An 18,551-nucleotide genomic window follows, 5' to 3' on the forward strand; every position below is an offset into this window, starting at 1 on the left:
ACTATGAAAAAATGGATGAAAATCGGTTCCGGGGTATTCCTGGGCTGCGCTCTGGCAGCAGCGGGGGTAGTGCTCTCGCTGCTGCCGCCCCGGGTGACATCGGCCAGGCAAAGGCCCCAGCCTGCTTTCAATAATAATGCCTGGGTGGCGTCCTGGGACGAGAAAGAGGGCAGCAGCGAGGCGAAGGAGATCAGCAGCCAGCTGAATAGCCTGAGCTATTTCGGCGGGGCCCTGGACAGTGAGGGGAATGTGATCGTACTGGGGCCGGTCCGGCAGTTCCGGGAGGAAGTTTTTCCCCGATATAAAGTGCAGGTGAAGAAATATCTTTCCGTGGTGAACGATGTGTATACGGACAGGGCCAAAGGGACGGCAAAGCTGAAGGATACGGATCTGCTCATGACGTTGCTGGCGGATGCGCCGGCCCGGAAGGCCCATATGGACAAACTGTTTGCAGCCGTGAAAGACTACGGCTACGACGGGCTGGAAATCGACTATGAACGGGTGTGGCGGAATCCGGTGGTGGCCTACCGGTATGTAAAATTCATTCAGGAACTGAATCAGGAGGCAGAAGCACGGAAGGTGCCCCTGCGGGTGATCCTGGAGCCGGAGGTGCCTGCCAATACCCTGGTGTTCCCGGAAGGGCCGGAGTACGTGATCATGGCCTACAACCTGTACGGTCTCCATACCACCCAACCCGGTCCCAAGGCGGATCTGGCCTTTGTGGACAAGGTCATGGGGAAGGTGCGGAATCTGCCCCGGCCTCACAGCATTGCCTTCGCTACCGGCGGCTGTATCTGGACGGAGGGGGAGAAAACCCGGTTCGTTACGGAAAAAGAGGCTGCAGCCCTGGGGAAACAGCTGAAGGCCGAACCCCAAAGAGATGAAAAGAGCCAGGCCATGGTGTTCAGGGGCAAGGACAAACAGGGCCGCCAGGTGGAAGGATGGTATGCCGATGCCCAGACCCTGCGGGCATGGAAATACAGTGCCCTCCAGCAGCAGGCCGATGGCATCAGCCTGTGGCGGCTGGGAGGGAATGAAAAGATCAGGGAATATTATCCCGGGATGGATCGAAAGTAAAAAAAGTCCGGGCCTTGAACCTGGAGACAAAAAAAGAGCTGCCGTTTCGATGGCAGCTCTTTCGCGTTGCAGCAATTATTTTACTTCGTGGATCCAGCCTTTCGGTCCTTCGATTTCGCACATCTGGATGCCGCGCAGGGTCTTGTACAGTTTGGTCAGCACAGGGCCCATTTCGTCCATACCGCTGGGCAGGCAGATTTCCTTGTTGTTGGCTCTGTCCACGATCTTGCCCACAGGGCAGATGACGGCAGCAGTACCGCACAGACCAGCTTCTGCAAAGTCGCCTACTTCGGAGAACTTCACCGGACGATGTTCCACTTTCATCCCCAGCATATCCTCGGCGATGGTGATCAGGGAGCGGCGGGTGATGGAGGGCAGGATGGAGTTGGATTTCGGAGTGACCAGGGTACCATCCTTGGTGACGAACAGGATATTGGCGCCGCCGGTTTCTTCCACGTAGGTCCGGCTTGCCGGATCCAGATACATGTTTTCATCGAAACCGTTCTGGTGAGCCAGGATGTACGGATACAGGCTCATAGCATAGTTCAGACCGGCTTTGATGTTGCCGGTGCCCCGGGGTGCCGCACGGTCGAAGTCAGCCACGCAGACGGTGATGGGTTTTACGCCGTTCTTGAAGTAGTTGCCTACGGGAGTACCGAACAGACGGAATTGATATTCATCAGAGGGTTTTACGCCGATGACCGGGCCGGTAGCGAACAGATACGGACGCAGATACAGGGCACCGCCGCTTTCGAAAGGAGGAATCCAATCCTTGTTGGCACGGACTACTTCGTCGACGGCTTCCATGAACATTTCTTCAGGAACCGGCGGCATTTCGATCCGTTTGGCGGAGTCTACCATCCGTTTTGCGTTCTGGTCCGGACGGAAGGTGACCGTACGGCCATCTTTGGTCTTGTAAGCTTTCAGGCCTTCGAAGACCTGCTGACAGTATTGCAGGATACCGGAACATTCATTCAGTACCACGTTGGCATTGTCGGTCAGGCCGCCTTTGCCCCATTTGCCGTCTTTAAAATTGGCTACATACCGTTGGGAGATGGGCTGATAAGCAAAACCCAGGCTTTCCCAGTCTAAATTCACTTTTGACATAAAAACCCCTCATTTCTTTTATGGAACTATAATGTTACAAAATTGAATTTTGTATACCACACATATTAGTCTTTTGCAACGGCTTTGTCAACAGAATCTGGAAAAAGAGTTTTTATGCACTTTCTCTGTACTATCATACTTCTCATTGTCTACGAGGATTGCAGAGAACCGCCGGGAGAATTATAATAAGGATAAAAAAACAGTCACCGATCTGACTTCCTATTAATAGGAAACAGAGAGGAGACCGGACTGAAGCGCGAGGTGGTTCCCATGACCAGAAAATTGTATGAAAATGATTCTCTGCTGCAGACCTGTGAAGCCCAGGTGCTGTCCTGCGAACAGAAGGATGATCATTATGAAGTGACATTGGACCAGACGGTGATCTTCCCGGAGGGGGGCGGACAGCTGTCCGATCAGGGCTGGCTGGATGCCGTGCCGGTGTTCTATGCCTCCGAGGCAGGGACAGATGTACATCACTGGACGAAGACGCCGGTGGAAGTGGGAAAAAGAGTCCAGGTGAAACTGGACTGGGCCGTGCGGCTGGACCGGATGCAGCAGCACTGCGGGGAACACATCCTGTCCTACGCCTTCTGGAAGACCTGCGGGGCCAACAACGTGGGCTTCCATATGAATGAAGACAGCGTGTTCATCGACCTGGACAAGGAAATCGATGAAGCGGCTGCCGAAAAGGCGGAACAGATGGCCAATGAATGTCTTTGGGCCAACGAACCCATTACCCTGCACTATGTGGATTCCACGGAACTGGGCAAATACCCGCTGCGGAAGAAAAATGAAAAACTGCGGGGTACCGTGCGGCTGGTGGACATCAAAAACGGGGATATCTGCACCTGCTGCGGCACTCACCCGCCTTATACGGGCATGGTGGGGTCCATCCAGATCATCCGTTTCGTACACCACAAGGGCGGCAGCCGGGTGGAATTCTTGTGCGGGGCCCGGGCACGCAAAGAGATGCACAAGCGGAACCGGATCCTGGAGGATACCAGCAACTTCCTGTCAGTGAAGGCGGACGAAGTACTGCCTGCCGTGGAGAAGCTGCACCAGGAGATCCTGGACCTGCGGGGCAAGGTACGGGAAAAGACACAGGAACTGATCCGCTTCCAGCTGCCGGAACTGCTGGAAAAGGCCCCGAAGATGGCGGACGGTACCCGTCTGCTGGTATTGACCATGGAAGGCACGGCTCAGGAAGGGAAAAGTGCCATGAAGCTGGCCTCTGCGGAACCGAAGGTACTGGCTGCCGTGTTCACCAGGGACGGGGAGCGGCTCATGTACCAGTTTGCCCTGAGCGACGGCGCCACCGGCGACTGCAAGGCATGCTGCCAGCTGGCCAATGCGATGTTCAGCGGCAGGGGCGGCGGAAGACTGCAGAGCGCCCAGGGAGGCGGTACTGCCGGGGACGACTGGCAGGAAAAAATCAAGGAGCTGGAAAGCAGGATCCTTGCGGGGGCATGACGCATAGCGCAGCCCAATAAGGCTCTTGCAACAATTGTAACAAATATGCTATAATCTAAGTCGCTGTGATTGCACAGCACCCTATAACACACACGCAGAGTCAGGACGCGGCTGTCCTCTTTTGCCGAGAGGCCAAGCGAAAAATGCTCTGCGGAGGTAAAACAGGAGGAATTACAATGGCAATCGTATCTATGAAACAACTGTTGGAAGCAGGCGTACACTTCGGTCATCAGACCCGTCGCTGGAACCCCAAGATGGCTCCGTACATCTTCACCGAACGGAACGGCATCTATATCATCGATCTGCAACAGACCGTGAAGAAAGTGGAAGAATGCTACAGCTTCCTGCGTGAACTGGCTGCTCAGGGCGGTACCGTACTGTTCGTCGGCACCAAGAAACAGGCTCAGGCTGCTATTAAAGAAGAAGCTGAACGCTGCGGCATGTTCTATGTGAACGAAAGATGGCTGGGCGGTATGCTGACCAACTTCAAGACCATCCAGACCCGTATCAAACGGCTGCATGATCTGGAAAAAATGGAAGAAGAAGGCACCTTCGACGTTCTGCCGAAGAAGGAAGTCATCGTCCTGCGCCATGAAATGGCCAAACTGGAAAAATACCTGGGCGGTATCAAGAACATGAAGAAGCTGCCGAGCGCTCTGTTCGTAATCGATCCCCGGAAGGAACACAATGCCATCCTGGAAGCCCGGAAACTGCATATCCCCATCGTAGCTACCGTTGATACCAACTGCGATCCGGATGAAGTGGATTACCTGATGCCTGCCAACGACGACGCCATCCGTGCCGTTCGTCTGCTGACCAGCAAAATGGCTGATGCTGTCCTGGAAGGCAAAGCCAGCGCTGTGGACGAAGAAGCTGCTGCCGCTGAAGAAAAGGCTGCTGCTGAAGATAAAGACGCTGAATAAGATTTCTATCCGTAAAGTACAGGAGGAATACTGATGGCAATTACTGCTAGTATGGTAAAAGACCTGCGTGAACGTACCGGCGCAGGCATGATGGACTGCAAAAAAGCCCTGACCGCCACCAATGGCGATATGGATGCGGCTATCGATTTCCTGCGGGAAAAAGGCCTGTCCAAAGCTGCCAAGAAGGCCAGCCGTGTGGCTGCTGAAGGCCTGGTAGAAGCTTATGTGGACGAAGCCAATAAAGTAGCCGTCCTGGTCGAAGTGAACTGCGAAACCGACTTCGTAGCCAACACCGATGAATACCGGAACCTGGTCCTGTCCATTGCCAAACACATCGCTGCCAACAAACCGGCTGATGTGGATGCTCTGAAAGATCAGACCTTCCTGGGAACTGACAAGAAAGTCAGCGAAGTCATCACCGAAGCCATTGCCAAGATCGGCGAAAAGATCGACATCCGTCGTTTCACCGTTTACGAATATGGCAATGATACCCTGGGTCATTACATCCATGGCGCCGGCAAGATCGGTGTCCTGGTTGATCTGGAAGGCGGCGACGCTGAAGTCGCCAAGGATGTGGCTATGCACATCGCAGCTGCCAACCCGTCCTACCTGGATCGGACCCTGGTTCCCACTGCTGAACTGGATCACGAAAAAGAAGTCCTGTCCGAACAGGCCAAGAACGAAGGCAAACCGGAAAAGATCATCGAAAAGATGGTCCAGGGCCGGATCCAGAAGTTCTACAAGGAAATCTGCCTGGTAGATCAGGAATTCATCAAAGACCCGGACAAATCCGTGGGTGCTCTGCTGAAGGAACACAATGCCAAGGCCAAAAGATACGTCCGGTATCAGCTGGGCGAAGGCATCGAAAAGAAAAAAGAAGACTTTGCTGCTGAAGTAGCCAGCTTCGTTAAATAACAATCCTGACAAGGGGCTTTCGCTTGGGCGGCAGCCCCTTGTTTTATAAACCTTTAAGATTTCGGTCTTGCAGGAAATGGTAATTTCACCTATAATGAGATGGAACGGACTTGTGGATATTTCGAGTGAGGGTTCGAAAAATCTCTACAGATGGAGAAACAATCCGGATGCAAGAGCGACGGAACTCGGTAGGAGGTACTGTCAGTGTCGGGTAAAAGAAAGTTCAAACGTGTCATTCTGAAACTCAGCGGGGAAGCCCTGGCCGGAGAAAAAGGCTACGGCATCGATCCCAAAACGGTAGACCATATTGCGGCGCAGATCCAGGCTGTCCACGAAAGCGGGCTGGGCGTGGCTGTCGTCAACGGCGGCGGCAACATCTGGAGAGGACTGGCCGGTGCCTCCAAGGGCATGGACCGGGCTACGGCCGATTACATGGGGATGCTGGCTACGGTGATCAATTCCCTGGCACTGCAGGATGCCCTGGAAACCCGGGGTGTTCCCACCCGTGTACAGACCGCCATTGAAATGCGGGCCATTGCCGAACCGTACATCCGCCGGAGAGCGGTGCGGCATCTGGAAAAGGGCCGTGTGGTGATCTTCGCCGCCGGTACCGGCAATCCGTACTTCTCTACGGATACCACGGCTGCCCTGCGGGCCGCTGAAATCGAAGCGGATGCCATCCTGATGGCCAAGAAAGGCGTGGATGGGGTCTACGACAGCGATCCGGCCAAAAATCCCAATGCTGTGAAATTCGATCATCTGGACTATATCGAAGTGATTCAACGAAATCTGGGTGTCATGGATTCTACCGCCATCAGCCTGTGCATGGATAACCATATCCCTATCGTGGTATTTAACATCGATAAGGAAGGCAATATCTTGAAAGCCGCTGCCGGCGAAGAAATCGGAACCCTGGTAGGAGGATTCTAAAATATGGCAACGATTGCAGAACTGCAAACCAAGACCCAAGAAAAAATGGACAAAGCCCTGAAAGCCCTGCGTGTGGAACTGACCAACATCCGTACCGGCCGTGCCACTCCTTCCCTGCTGGATCAGGTGAAGGTGGACTACTACGGAGCACCTACCCCGGTGACTCAGGTAGCCAACGTGTCTGTACCGGAACCCCGGATGATCATGATCCAACCCTGGGACCGGAGCCTGTTGAAAGTGATTGAGAAAGCCATCATGACCAGCGATCTGGGACTGAATCCCAATAACGATGGTCAGGTGATCCGCCTGAACCTGCCCCTTTTGACGGAAGAACGCCGTAAGGAACTGGTGAAGGTCGTGAACAAGAAAGGCGAGACCAGCCGGGTTGAAATCCGGAACATCCGCCGGGACTTCAACGAAGCTGTCAAGAAGATGCTGAAGGCCAAAGAGATCACGGAAGACGATTCCAAGGCCGCTCTGGACAAATCCCAGAAGCTGACCGATGAATATACCAAAAAGATCGATGACACCTTAGCCCAAAAGGAAAAGGAAGTCATGTCGGTGTGATGGACACCTCCCAGAAGGCGCCCGATGTACTGGCCCGACCGCTGGCCTATGCTCTCCGGAAACTGGAGAAGACGGGCTGGCAGGTCAAGGTGGTACGGGCAGAGCCTTATTTCCATCATCAATCGCAAGTCTGGCAGGATGCTTCCGCTTACGTACTGCGGCAGACTGTCCTGTCTGACCATACATTACAAATTCTTGTTGGTTGCAAATTTGAAGGGAGGTGTACTGACAATGGCACACAAAATTAACCAAGACGAATGCATCGGCTGCGGTTCCTGCGCTGGGACCTGCCCGGTAGGTGCAATCTCTGAAGACAACGGCAAGTACAAGGTTGACGAAGCTAGCTGCATCGATTGCGATGCTTGCTCCGGCGCTTGCCCGACTGGCGCTATCAAAGCTGAATAAGCTTGTAGCGTATTGCGCAGCCCGCAAATGCAGGCTGCGCAAATTTTTTTATAAGGGAAGGTTTGTATGCTGAAAAAAATATTGGGATTGACCTTGCCGAAATTCAAAGATCCGGAAGGACGGGAAATCGATATTTCCAAGATCCGGCCGGAACTGGTGCCTCAGCATGTGGCCATCATCATGGACGGCAATGGGCGGTGGGCACGGGCCCAGGGAAAACCCCGCACCTTCGGCCATGCAGCCGGAGCCAGGACCCTGCGGCGCATCGTGAAATTTGCTGATAAACTGGGCATCAGGACCCTGAGTGTGTATGCCTTTTCCACGGAAAACTGGAAACGGCCCATTACGGAAGTCCATTTCATCATGGATCTCCTTGTTGAATACCTGACCAAGGAACTGGAAGAATTCAACCAGTACAATGTGCGGATTCGCTTCATGGGTGCACGGGAGGGACTGCCCGACATCGTGAAGGAAAAAATGGACCACGCACTGGAAGTGACCCGCAATAACACGGGTATCATCTTGAATATTGCAATCAATTACGGCGGGCAGCGGGAGCTGGTAGGCGCTATGAAGGAAATTGGCGCCCTGATAAAAGAAGGTCAGCTGCAGCCGGAAGACATAAATGAAAAGACCATTGAAGAGCATCTGTACACCCGGGGACTGCCGGCACCGGATCTTTTGATCCGCACCGGCGGCGATCTGCGGGTGAGCAATTTCATGCTGTGGCAGATTGCCTACTCCGAGTTCTGGACCACGCCGGTCTTCTGGCCGGATTTCTCCGAAGAGCTCCTGGTAGAGGCAGTGCTCAGCTACGAGAAACGGGATCGCCGGTTCGGCGGTTTGAACCAGAAATAAGAGGCGAAGATTATGGGACAACGAATCCGGACGGCCATTGTGGCCATTCCGATTGCACTGTGTTTGATCAAACTGGGCGGCCTGCCCTTTGCCCTGGGTGTACTGCTGCTGGGCGTGGTGGGCTTCCGGGAATTCCGGAATATGCTCATGCAGGATGGTATCAAGGTCTACCGGGCAGCCGGAGTGATCGGCACTTTGATGCTGATCATGGCGGCCGGAGTGGGGCACAGCGAATGGCTGCTGCCCCTGGTGACCCTGTTTTCCCTGCTGGTGATGCTGGAAGGGCTGTATGAGTATGCCCAGGGGCATTTTCCCGAGAATACCGGGCTCACCTGTATGGCCCTGGTGTACCTGGGTCTGCCTTTTGCCCATTTCATCCTGCTGCGAGAACTGACGGGCCCGGTACACACTTTGCCTCTGTGGGGCCGGATGAGCCTGGGAGAAGCCCTGCTCTGGACGGTCATGTTTGCCACCTGGGCCAGTGATACCTTTGCTTACTTCGGCGGCCGTGCTTTCGGCAAAACGAAGCTGCTGCCCAGAGTGAGCCCCAAGAAGACCCGGGAGGGGGCCCTGTGCGGGTTCATCGGGTGCGTAGCCACGGTGTGGCTGCTGGGGAATGTATGGCTGGGATATCCGCTGCTGCCCATCCTGCTGCTGGGCATCGGCATCGGCATCTTCGCACCGCTGGGGGATCTGGTGGAAAGCATCCTGAAACGGTCCTGCGCTATCAAGGATTCCGGGAACTTCTTCCCCGGCCACGGGGGTGTGCTGGATCGGTGCGACAGCCTGATCTTCTCCGTACCCTTTGCGTACTATTTCATTACCTTATTTTTGCTGCCTTAAGGAGGTCCTATGAAGAAAATCGCGATTTTGGGGTCCACCGGTTCCATCGGGACCCAGACCCTGGATGTGGCAGCGGCCAACCCGGAGCACCTGACGGTGGTGGCCCTGGCGGCCCATCAAAACGATACCCTGCTGGAGGAACAGATCCGGAGGTTCCGTCCTGTAGTGGCGGCTCTTTCGGACGAGAAGGCTGCGCAGCGGCTGCGGCAGCGGTATGACGGCCCTACGGAAATCCTCAGCGGACCGGAAGGGGTCATGGCCGCGGCCACCTGCAGCGATGCGGATACGGTGGTGGGAGCCATGGTAGGTTATGCGGGGCTGAAGCCTACGCTGGCCGCCATTGACGCCGGAAAAAACATCGCCCTGGCCAACAAGGAAACCCTGGTGGCAGCCGGCAGCCTGGTCATGGATGCCATCAGGAAAAAAGGTGTGCACCTGACACCGGTGGACAGTGAGCACAGTGCCATTTTCCAGTCCCTCCAGGGGAACCATCATAAAGATTTGAAACGAATCCTGCTGACGGCTTCCGGGGGTCCCTTCCGGGGTAGGAGCCGGAAAGAACTGGAAAAGGTGACCGTGGAACAGTGCCTGCATCATCCCACCTGGACCATGGGCACCAAAGTGACCATCGATTCTTCCACCCTAGCCAACAAGGGTCTGGAAGTGATCGAAGCCCACTGGCTGTTCGATGCGCCCTATGAAAAGATTGTTCCCGTCATCCATCCCCAGAGCATCGTCCATTCTCTGGTGGAATACAGTGACGGAGCGGTCATTGCCCAGCTGGGGGTAGCGGATATGAAGCTGCCCATCCAGTATGCCCTCAGTTATCCGGATCGGTGGCCTGTGGCTTTTGACCAACTGGACCTGGTCCAGTGCGGGTCCCTGACATTCTTTGCTCCGGATACGAAGGTATTCCGGGCGCTGCCCCTGGCCATCGAGGCCGGAAAGACGGGCGGCATCCTGCCCTGCGCGTTCAACGCAGCCAATGAAGTGGCGGTGGCGTCCTTCCTGCAGGGGAAGCTCACGTTCCTGGGGATTGCCGACCTGATCGAAAAAGTGCTGGAGGCCACACCGAAGGTGCCGGCGGATTCCTATGAGACAATCGTGGAAGCCGACCGGAAGGCCCGGGAACGGGCAGAAGCCTTTGTGCGGCAGGCACAGTAGGAGGAAGAAACTTTGCTGACTATCCTGGCGGCTGTCGTATTGTTCGGTGTGCTGATTACGGTCCATGAACTGGGCCATTTCCTGGTGGCCAAAGGCACGGGGATGCTGGTAACGGAATTCTCCATCGGTTTTGGCCCCAAACTGCTCCAACGGAAAATCGGGGAGACGATGTATTCCCTGCGGCTGTGCCCCCTGGGAGGGTATAACCGGATCACCGGTATGGAACCGGGAGAACCGGTGACACCCCGGGGGTTCAATGGTCGGCCCCTGTGGGCCCGGATGCTGGTGATCCTGGCCGGGCCCTTCATGAACTTTCTGCTGCCGGTAGTGATCTTCTTCGGAGTGTTCGCTGTCAGCGGCCTGACTCTGCCGGTGGACAAGCCCGTGGCAGGGTCTCTCATGGCCGGCTATCCCGCTGTGGAAGCGGGTCTGCAGGAAGGGGACACAATCCTGCGCATCAACGGTACGCCCCTGACCCATTGGAAGGACATCAACAGCCAGGTACAGGCCAATGGACCGGTGCCGGCGAAACTGCTGGTGCAGCGGGGCGACAGCCAGTTGGAACTGACACTGAAACCCCGGTATGACGGGGAAAGCGGACGGTTTCTGATCGGTGTGAGACCGCCGGTGGAACACCGGGACCTGAGCATCGGGGAAAGCATGAAGACGGCAGTCACATCTGTGTGGAAAATCTCTGCCGCCATGGTGGACGGCCTGCGGAAAATCGTCACAGGCAAGGTGAAAGCCGAAATCTCCGGGCCCATCGGCGTGGCTCATATGGCGGGGGATGTGGCCGCCCAGGGCGCCGTTCCCTATCTGGAATTCATGGCGTTCCTGAGTCTGAACCTGGCCATCCTGAACCTGGTCCCCATCCCGGCTCTGGACGGGGGACAGTTCCTGGTGCTGGTGGTGGAAGGCCTGCTGGGCCATGCCCTGGCACCCCGGGCCAAAGAGCTGATCCAGCTGGTGGGAGTGGCCTGCATCATTGCGCTGACCCTCTTTGCCACCATGCACGATTTGCTGCATTAGGAGGGAGAATATGGAAAGAAGGAAATCCCGTCCGGTCACCATCGGCAGTGTGACCATCGGCGGAAACCATCCGGTGGCGGTCCAGTCCATGACCAATACCCGGACGGAAGATGTGGCCGCCACGGTGGAGCAGATCCACCGGCTGACGGACCGGGGCTGTGAGATCGTCCGCTGTGCTGTGCCCACTATGGAAGCAGCCCAGGCCCTGGCTGAAATCAGGAAACAGATCGCCATCCCCCTGATTGCCGACATCCATTTCGATTACCGTCTGGCGCTCCAGGCCCTGGAAAGCGGGGTGGACGCCCTGCGGCTGAACCCGGGGAATATCGGGGGACGGGACCGGGTGGAAAAAGTGGTCACCGCTGCCAAAGCCCGGCAGATCCCCATCCGCATCGGGGTGAATGCAGGTTCCCTGCCCAGAGACCTGCTGGCCAGGTACGGCCATCCTGCGGCGGAAGCCATGGTGGAAGCTGCCTGGCGGCATATTCATATTTTGGAAGAGATGGATTATAATAATATCGTCATTTCTTTAAAGGCCCACGACGTGCCCCTGACCCTGGAAGCCTACCGGCTCATGGCAAAGGAGTGCGAGTATCCCCTCCATGTAGGGGTGACGGAAGCCGGTACCATCCACAGCGGCCTCATCAAGAGCGCTGTGGGCATCGGTACCCTGCTGGCCGAGGGTATCGGCGATACCATCCGGGTTTCTCTCACTGGGGATCCGCTGGCTGAAATCGATGCCGGGTTCGAAATCCTGAAATCCCTGGGCCTGCGGCAGCATGGACCCACCCTGGTTTCGTGTCCCACCTGCGGACGGACCAGCGTCAGCCTGGAGAAAATGGCTAAAGAGGTGGAAACCCGACTGGCCACCATTTCGCAGCCCATTACCGTGGCGGTGATGGGATGTGTGGTGAATGGACCGGGGGAAGCCCGGGAAGCCGATGTGGGTATTGCCGGCGGCCGTGGTGAAGGTCTGATCTTCCGCAAGGGCGAGATTTTGCGGAAAGTGCCGGAAGACCGGCTGGTAGAAGAGTTGTTCAATGAAATCGATACGATCATCAAAGAAAGGAAGAACTGAGAATGCGCGTTTCCCAATTGTATGCACCTACATTAAGAGAAGTACCGGCAGAAGCTGTTATCGAAAGCCATAAACTGATGCTGCGGGCCGGATATATCCGGAAGGTGGCCGGCGGACTGTACAGCTATCTGCCCCTGGCCTGGCGGAGCCTGCGGAAGATCGAACAGATCATCCGGGAGGAAATGGTTCCCACCGGCGCCCAGGAAATCATGATGCCGGTGCTGCAGCCCTCTGAAATCTGGCAGGAAAGCGGCCGGTGGCCTGCGTATGGTGCTGAGATGTTCAAACTGAAGGACCGGCATGGCCGTGACTTCTGCCTGGGGCCCACCCATGAAGAACTGGTGACCACCCTGGTGCGGGACGACCTGCGTTCCTACCGGCAGTTGCCTGTGACCCTGTACCAGATCCAGAGCAAGTTCCGGGATGAGAAACGGCCCCGGTTCGGCCTGATGCGCAGCCGGGAATTCATCATGAAGGATGGTTATTCTTTCGATAAAGATGCCGAAGGCCTGGATCGATCCTACCAAAACGAATACGACGCTTACAGCCGGATCTTCACCCGGTGCGGGCTGGATTACCGGCCGGTGGAAGCCGACAGCGGTGCCATCGGCGGTAAGGGCAGCCATGAATTCATGGCGCTGGCTGACAGCGGCGAAGCCGGCATCGTATATTGCGATACCTGCGACTACGCCGCTGACGTGGAAAAGGCTGAATGTGCCGCCATCCCCGCACCTGCCGAAGATCCGAAACCCCTGGAAAAGAAGGAAACCCCGGGCTGCAATACCATCGAAGCGGTGTGCAAATTCCTGAATGCCCCTGTGGAAAAGAGCGTAAAGGCGGTAGCCTTCGTCACCGATGAAGGCAAGCTTGTGCTGTGCTTTGTCCGGGGCGACAAGGAAGCCAATGATACCAAAGTGGTGAACGTGGTGGGCTGTAACGAAGTGGAGATGGCTCCCGATGAACTGATCCTGGAAGCCGGCACTGTTCCGGGTTTCATGGGCCCTGTGGGTCTGGATCCGGAAAAAACCATCATCATCATCGACCATTCCGTCATGAACATGCACAATGTGTGCTGCGGCGCCAACGAAAAAGATGTGCACTATGTGAATGCCGAACCGTCCCGGGATTTCAAATACACCTATGTGGCCGATATCAGCGCTGCCGTGGCCGGGGACAAATGCCCCCACTGCAACGGCCATCTGAAGGAAGCACGGGGCATCGAAGTGGGCCAGGTGTTCAAACTGAATACCAAGTACAGTGAAGCCCTGCATGCCACCTATCTGGATGTGGACGGCAAGGAACATCCGCTGGTCATGGGGTGCTACGGCATCGGAGTAGGCCGTACCCTGGCAGCTGCCATCGAACAGCATCACGATAAGGACGGCATCATCATGCCCAAGAATATCGCTCCCTATCAGGTGATGGTGCTGGCCATGAATGTGAAGGACGAAGCAAGCTACAACAAGGCTGTCGAAATCCATGACGCCCTGAACGCCGCCGGTATCGATACCCTGCTGGATGATCGGGATGAACGGGCCGGCGTGAAATTCAAGGATGCCGACCTGATCGGCTGCCCGCTGCGGATCGTGGTAGGGCCCAAGACCATGAAGCGCAATGCCATGGAAACGAAACTGCGCTGCAATGGCGAAATGCAGGATGTACCTTTCGAAGGGGATTACATCAAGGCCATCCGGGAGATCCTGGATAAAGCATTGTAACTGACAGAATCCGAAAAGGAGGCGGGACCATGGATATGTTGCTGGCACAGCTGACCTTGCGCATCCTGCTGGCAGCGTTCCTGGGCGGTCTGATCGGCCTGGAACGGAGCTCCGGTGACCGGCCGGCGGGTCTTCGGACCCATGTGCTGGTAGCTACAGGTTCCGCTCTTTTGATGGTGATTTCCATTTACGGCAGTGATGGCTACACCCAGGCACGGGATCCTTCCCGGATTGCCTCCCAGGTGGTGAGCGGCATCGGTTTCCTGGGTGCCGGTACCATTCTCCACGAAGGGCTCACTGTGAAGGGGCTGACCACCGCCGCCAGCCTGTGGATCGTGTCGGCCATCGGCCTGACCGTGGGCTGCGGCATGCTGTCTCTGGGCATCTTTGCCACCGTGATTACCCTGGTGACCCTGATCCTGATCCGGGGCCTGGAGAAAAAGGTGCTGCCCGCCGGGCGGCCTACCAAGTGCATCCTTCATGTAACGGTGAACAAGAATCCGGACAGCATGATGGAAGTCATGGATTATCTCCAGGAACGGAACATCAAGACCCGGATCCTGGGCATGCGCAATGATCCCCAGCGGAATGTGCTGGAAGTGGATCTGGCAGTGAAAATCGGCAAGTATTACAATGCCAATGCCATCATTGATGGCTTGAAGAATACCAAGGCGGTGCAGGGCATCGTCCTGAAAGATGAATGATTTGAGGTTGGAATGAGCTGTTATAAAATCGTACCCAACAGGCATTGCTTCCTGGATTTCATGGTGACCCTGGAGCTGAGTCCGGAACAGCGTCACTGTGTGGAAGCCTTTCCCATCCGGTCGGTGGAAGTGGATGAGGAACGCAATACCTGGAAAATCAATTATGATGCAGCAGCTACGCCTCTGGAACAGCAGGAACTGGCAGCGGTCGCGAAAAAGCTGGCCGCTGCCTGTTCTGTTGCCCAGGTGACGTTTGTGAACCAGAATGCGGATCAGCTGGCAGCTCCCTGCCTGGAGGACGAGGAGATCCCGCTGCCGCCGGAGCCCCCGGAAGAGGAGGAACCTCCCCTTCCGGAAGAACCCCCAGAGGCGGAAGAGAACTTCTTCCAGAGTGAGGAATACCAGAAGGCACTGGCCAGCATCACCAGCCAGACGGCGGAAGGCCGGAAGAAGGACGGCGTGGTCTACGGCCGGAAGATTACCAAGAAAGCACGGACCATGGCCGAAGTGGTGGAAGAAGAGAACGGCGTAGTGGTGGAAGGCACCGTGGTGGGTTTCGATGAACGGGAACTGCGTACCGGGGCCATCATGCTCACCATCAAGGTGGCGGACGACACCGAGGGCCTGTTCGTGAAAATCCGCTTCGGCGAACGGAACGAGGGCAACGATATTGCCCAGAACCGGAAGGCCTGTGCCGAACTGCAGCAGCAGATCCCGGAAGGGACGAAAGTCAAGCTGCAGGGCAACGTCACCGTGGACAAATACGCCAACTCGGAACTGGTCATGGTGGGTGTGAAGGGCATCATGATAGAGCCTTCGGATACCCGGGAGGATCACTCGGCAACAAAACGGGTGGAACTTCACTGCCATACCAAGATGAGCAAGATGGACGGTCTGACGCCCATCGAGAAACTGGTGGATACGGCGGTGGCCTGGGGCCATAAGGCCCTGGCTCTGACGGACCACGGGGTGGTGCAGGCATTCCCTTTTGCCTACGATGAAGCCAAGAAGCTGCGTGACAAGAAGGGCTGGGAAATCAAGCTGATCTACGGCTGCGAAGGCTATCTGTGCCATAGCCGGGAGGACAAAAAGAACTACCACATCATCCTGCTGGCGAAAAACGTGGAAGGACTGCGGAACCTGTACCGGCTGGTTTCCCTGAGCCATCTGCAGTATTTCGGCGGCAAGCCCAAGCGGCCCCGGATGACCAAGGGACTGCTGGACCAGTACCGGGAAGGGATCATCGTGGGTTCGGCCTGTGCGGCGGGGGAAGTGTACAGGGCCATCCTGGCCGGGGTGCCTCACAAAGAACTGAAGGAAATCGCTTCCTACTACGATTACCTGGAAATCCAGCCTACGGGCAACAACAATTACCTGATCCAGGACAGCCGGTTCCCTGACATCACCTGTGTGGAAGATCTGCAGGCCATCAACAGGAAAATCCTGGCCCTGGGAGATGAACTGGGGAAACTGACCGTGGCTACCTGTGACGTGCACTTTTTGAACCCGGAAGACGCCCTGGCCCGGAAGATCCTCCAGGCCGGCATGGGCTATGCGGACGAGGAACAGCCGCCCCTGTACTTCCGTACCACGGAAGAGATGCTGGCGGAATTCGCTTACCTGGGTGAACGGGCTTATGAAGTGGTGGTGGAGAACACCAACAAGATCAACGATATGGTGGAGCGGTTCAAGCCTGTACCCGACCGGGATCAGCTGTATTCGCCCTCCATCCCCGGCGCCAAAGAAAAGGTGCAGTCCCTGAGCTACGCCCAGGCCCATGCCTGGTACGGGCCCAAGCTGCCCAAAATCGTGGAGGACCGGCTGAAACTGGAACTGAATTCCATCATCGGCAACGGGTTCTCCGTGCTGTACTATATCGCCCACCTGCTGGTGAAAAAATCCAACGATGACGGTTACATGGTAGGTTCCCGGGGATCCGTAGGGTCTTCCTTCGTGGCTACCATGCTGAACATCACGGAAGTGAATCCGCTGGTGCCTCACTACAGGTGCCCCCACTGTTTCCATACGGAATTCTTCACCGACGGCAGCGTGGAAAGCGGGTTCGACCTGCCGGAGAAGGATTGTCCCGAATGCGGTACGCCCATGATCCGGGATGGGCACAACATCCCGTTCGCTGTATTCCTGGGCTTCCATGGGGATAAGGTCCCTGATATCGACTTGAACTTCTCCGGGGAATACCAGCCCCGGGCTCACAAATATACGGAAGAACTGTTCGGCCGGGACAACGTGTTCCGGGCCGGTACCCTGGGCACCATCAAGGACAAGACGGCCTACGGGTACATCAAGAAGTATTACGAAACCCGGGGCGAGCCCAAGCGGACTGCCTTCATCGAGAGCCTGATCCCCAAACTGGCCGGGGTGAAGCGGACCACCGGGCAGCATCCCGGCGGCATCGTGGTCATTCCCCGGAACCTGGATGTGCATTACATTACGCCTGTCTCCCATCCGGCGGACGATCCTGCCTGTGGTACCATCACCACCCACTATGATTTCCACTCCATTGACGAACGGATCGTCAAGCTGGATATCCTGGGCCACGATGATCCCACGGTGATCAAGATGCTGGACCGGATGCTTGGCGAGGATTACTGCAAGCACATCCCCATCGGGGATAAGGATACCATGGAACTGTTCTTGAGTACCAAATCCCTGGGCGTGACTCCGGAGCAGATCGGCACGGAAGTGGGAACGTACGGGGTACCGGAATGCGGCACCCGGTTCGTGCGCCAGATGATCTCGGACGTTAAGCCCAAGAATTTTTCCGACCTGCTGCGTATTTCCGGGTATTCCCATGGTACGGACGTGTGGCTGAACAACGCCCAGGATTTGATCAAAGCAGGGACACCTACGGAAGATACCATTTCCACCCGTGACGACATCATGAACTGGCTGATCAACAAGGGCATGGAACCCAGCATGGCTTTTGGCATCATGGAATGGAGCCGGAAAGGGAAGGCCCACAAGAAAGGGTTCAAGCCCGAACAGCTGGAAGCTTTCAGGAAGGCCAATATCCCCGAGTTCTACATTAAGGCCTGCACCACACTGCAGTACCTGTTCCCGAAAGCCCATGCCGTGGCCTATGTACTGTCGGCCTACCGGATCGCCTACTGCAAGGTGCATCATCCCAAGGAGTTCTATGCGGCCTACTTCACCGTACGGGCGCCCCACTTCGATTACGCCCTGGTCCACAAGGGTCTGGATTATATGAAGCGGTTCATCAAGAATGTGAACGCCCAGGGCACCAAGGCTTCGGTGAACGACAAGGATGCAGCCACCTATATGGAACTGTGCGTGGAGATGCTGGAACGGGGCTTCGTGTTCGAAAACGTGGACCTGTACAAATCTGACGCCCATAAGTTCCTGGTCACTGACAAGGGGCTGCTGCCGCCTTTGGGTGCCATTGGCGGTATCGGCGGTGTAGCGGCGGAAGGCATCGTGGAAACCCGGAAGAAAGGGCCTTTTATTTCTCAGGAGGACCTGCGGAATCGGGCCAAGATCAGTACGTCCAATGTGGAGATCCTGGACGAACTGGGCATTCTGGAAGGCATGCCCAAGACGGATCAGATCGAGCTGTTTTAAACCCGAGCTGTTTGAAAAAGGTGCTGCCGTGCGGGGCGGCACCTTTTTCCTTGCCATTTCCATCTTCCGGTGCTATAATGATTTAGAAAACTGAGGCAGACCTTAGAGAGTGGGTATTTTATACCCGCTCTTTCGTTTACTAGGAAAGAAGCAGAGGTGCCGA

Annotated in this window: 17 protein-coding genes; 16 read left to right on the plus strand and 1 reads right to left on the minus strand. The window is 56.2% G+C overall.

Translation table 11 applies throughout. The features are described 5' to 3' along the window. Positions 1–3 precede the first annotated feature (3 nt). Positions 4–1,077, plus strand: a complete 1,074-nt coding sequence (locus ACR0QW_RS00300) for a glycosyl hydrolase family 18 protein (protein ID WP_432641730.1) — start codon at positions 4–6, stop codon at positions 1,075–1,077. Between the two features lie 75 nt (positions 1,078–1,152). Here the strand turns inward: ACR0QW_RS00300 and ACR0QW_RS00305 are convergent, their stop codons facing one another. Beyond that, the gene (locus tag ACR0QW_RS00305) at positions 1,153–2,184 is read right to left on the minus strand and encodes a branched-chain amino acid aminotransferase (RefSeq protein WP_432641731.1); all 1,032 of its coding nucleotides are present in this window, start codon (positions 2,182–2,184) and stop codon (positions 1,153–1,155) included. Between the two features lie 270 nt (positions 2,185–2,454). On the opposite strand from ACR0QW_RS00305, the gene ACR0QW_RS00310 reads away from it, so the two are divergent. The 15 genes from ACR0QW_RS00310 to ACR0QW_RS00380 all read left to right on the plus strand — a co-directional run bounded on the left by ACR0QW_RS00310 (position 2,455) and on the right by ACR0QW_RS00380 (position 18,388). Next, the gene (locus ACR0QW_RS00310; protein WP_432641732.1) at positions 2,455–3,654 is read left to right on the plus strand and encodes an alanyl-tRNA editing protein; all 1,200 of its coding nucleotides are present in this window, start codon (positions 2,455–2,457) and stop codon (positions 3,652–3,654) included. A 176-nt stretch (positions 3,655–3,830) separates the two neighbouring features. Continuing rightward, positions 3,831–4,577: a 30S ribosomal protein S2 gene (rpsB, locus tag ACR0QW_RS00315; protein WP_432641733.1), complete on the plus strand. Its 747-nt coding sequence runs from the start codon at positions 3,831–3,833 to the stop codon at positions 4,575–4,577. Between the two features lie 33 nt (positions 4,578–4,610). Further along, a complete protein-coding gene (tsf, locus tag ACR0QW_RS00320) occupies positions 4,611–5,492 on the plus strand; it encodes a translation elongation factor Ts (RefSeq protein ID WP_432641734.1) in 882 nt (293 codons plus the stop codon). Between the two features lie 204 nt (positions 5,493–5,696). Next, positions 5,697–6,422 carry a UMP kinase gene (gene pyrH, locus ACR0QW_RS00325; RefSeq protein WP_432641735.1) on the plus strand — a complete coding sequence of 242 codons (726 nt, stop codon included), beginning with the start codon at positions 5,697–5,699 and terminating at the stop codon, positions 6,420–6,422. A 3-nt stretch (positions 6,423–6,425) separates the two neighbouring features. Next, a complete protein-coding gene (gene frr / locus ACR0QW_RS00330) occupies positions 6,426–6,989 on the plus strand; it encodes a ribosome recycling factor (RefSeq protein WP_432641736.1) in 564 nt (187 codons plus the stop codon). Then, positions 6,986–7,237 carry a hypothetical protein gene (locus tag ACR0QW_RS00335; protein ID WP_432641737.1) on the plus strand — a complete coding sequence of 84 codons (252 nt, stop codon included), beginning with the start codon at positions 6,986–6,988 and terminating at the stop codon, positions 7,235–7,237. Before frr ends, ACR0QW_RS00335 begins: the two co-directional genes overlap by 4 nt. Next, the gene (locus ACR0QW_RS00340) at positions 7,221–7,394 is read left to right on the plus strand and encodes an indolepyruvate ferredoxin oxidoreductase subunit alpha (RefSeq protein WP_432641738.1); all 174 of its coding nucleotides are present in this window, start codon (positions 7,221–7,223) and stop codon (positions 7,392–7,394) included. Before ACR0QW_RS00335 ends, ACR0QW_RS00340 begins: the two co-directional genes overlap by 17 nt. A 66-nt stretch (positions 7,395–7,460) precedes the next feature. Then, the gene (locus ACR0QW_RS00345) at positions 7,461–8,252 is read left to right on the plus strand and encodes an isoprenyl transferase (protein ID WP_432641739.1); all 792 of its coding nucleotides are present in this window, start codon (positions 7,461–7,463) and stop codon (positions 8,250–8,252) included. Between the two features lie 12 nt (positions 8,253–8,264). After that, positions 8,265–9,095 carry a phosphatidate cytidylyltransferase gene (locus ACR0QW_RS00350; protein ID WP_432641740.1) on the plus strand — a complete coding sequence of 277 codons (831 nt, stop codon included), beginning with the start codon at positions 8,265–8,267 and terminating at the stop codon, positions 9,093–9,095. 9 nt (positions 9,096–9,104) lie between these two features. Beyond that, a complete protein-coding gene (locus ACR0QW_RS00355) occupies positions 9,105–10,259 on the plus strand; it encodes a 1-deoxy-D-xylulose-5-phosphate reductoisomerase (protein WP_432641741.1) in 1,155 nt (384 codons plus the stop codon). A 12-nt stretch (positions 10,260–10,271) separates the two neighbouring features. Beyond that, positions 10,272–11,288, plus strand: coding sequence for an RIP metalloprotease RseP (gene rseP / locus ACR0QW_RS00360; RefSeq protein WP_432641742.1), 1,017 nt, complete (start codon positions 10,272–10,274; stop codon positions 11,286–11,288). A 10-nt stretch (positions 11,289–11,298) separates the two neighbouring features. After that, a complete protein-coding gene (gene ispG, locus ACR0QW_RS00365) occupies positions 11,299–12,366 on the plus strand; it encodes a flavodoxin-dependent (E)-4-hydroxy-3-methylbut-2-enyl-diphosphate synthase (RefSeq protein ID WP_432641743.1) in 1,068 nt (355 codons plus the stop codon). 2 nt (positions 12,367–12,368) lie between these two features. Then, positions 12,369–14,084 (plus strand): proline--tRNA ligase, encoded by a 1,716-nt coding sequence (locus ACR0QW_RS00370; RefSeq protein ID WP_432641744.1) that lies wholly within the window; start codon positions 12,369–12,371, stop codon positions 14,082–14,084. A gap of 29 nt (positions 14,085–14,113) precedes the next feature. After that, positions 14,114–14,788, plus strand: coding sequence for an MgtC/SapB family protein (locus ACR0QW_RS00375; protein ID WP_432641745.1), 675 nt, complete (start codon positions 14,114–14,116; stop codon positions 14,786–14,788). Positions 14,789–14,800: 12 nt separating this feature from the next. Next, a complete protein-coding gene (locus ACR0QW_RS00380; RefSeq protein ID WP_432641746.1) occupies positions 14,801–18,388 on the plus strand; it encodes a PolC-type DNA polymerase III in 3,588 nt (1,195 codons plus the stop codon). Positions 18,389–18,551: the final 163 nt, after the last annotated feature.

The organism is Acidaminococcus sp. (genome assembly GCF_050873445.1).
In the GTDB taxonomy this organism is placed as follows: Bacteria; Bacillota; Negativicutes; order Acidaminococcales; family Acidaminococcaceae; genus Acidaminococcus.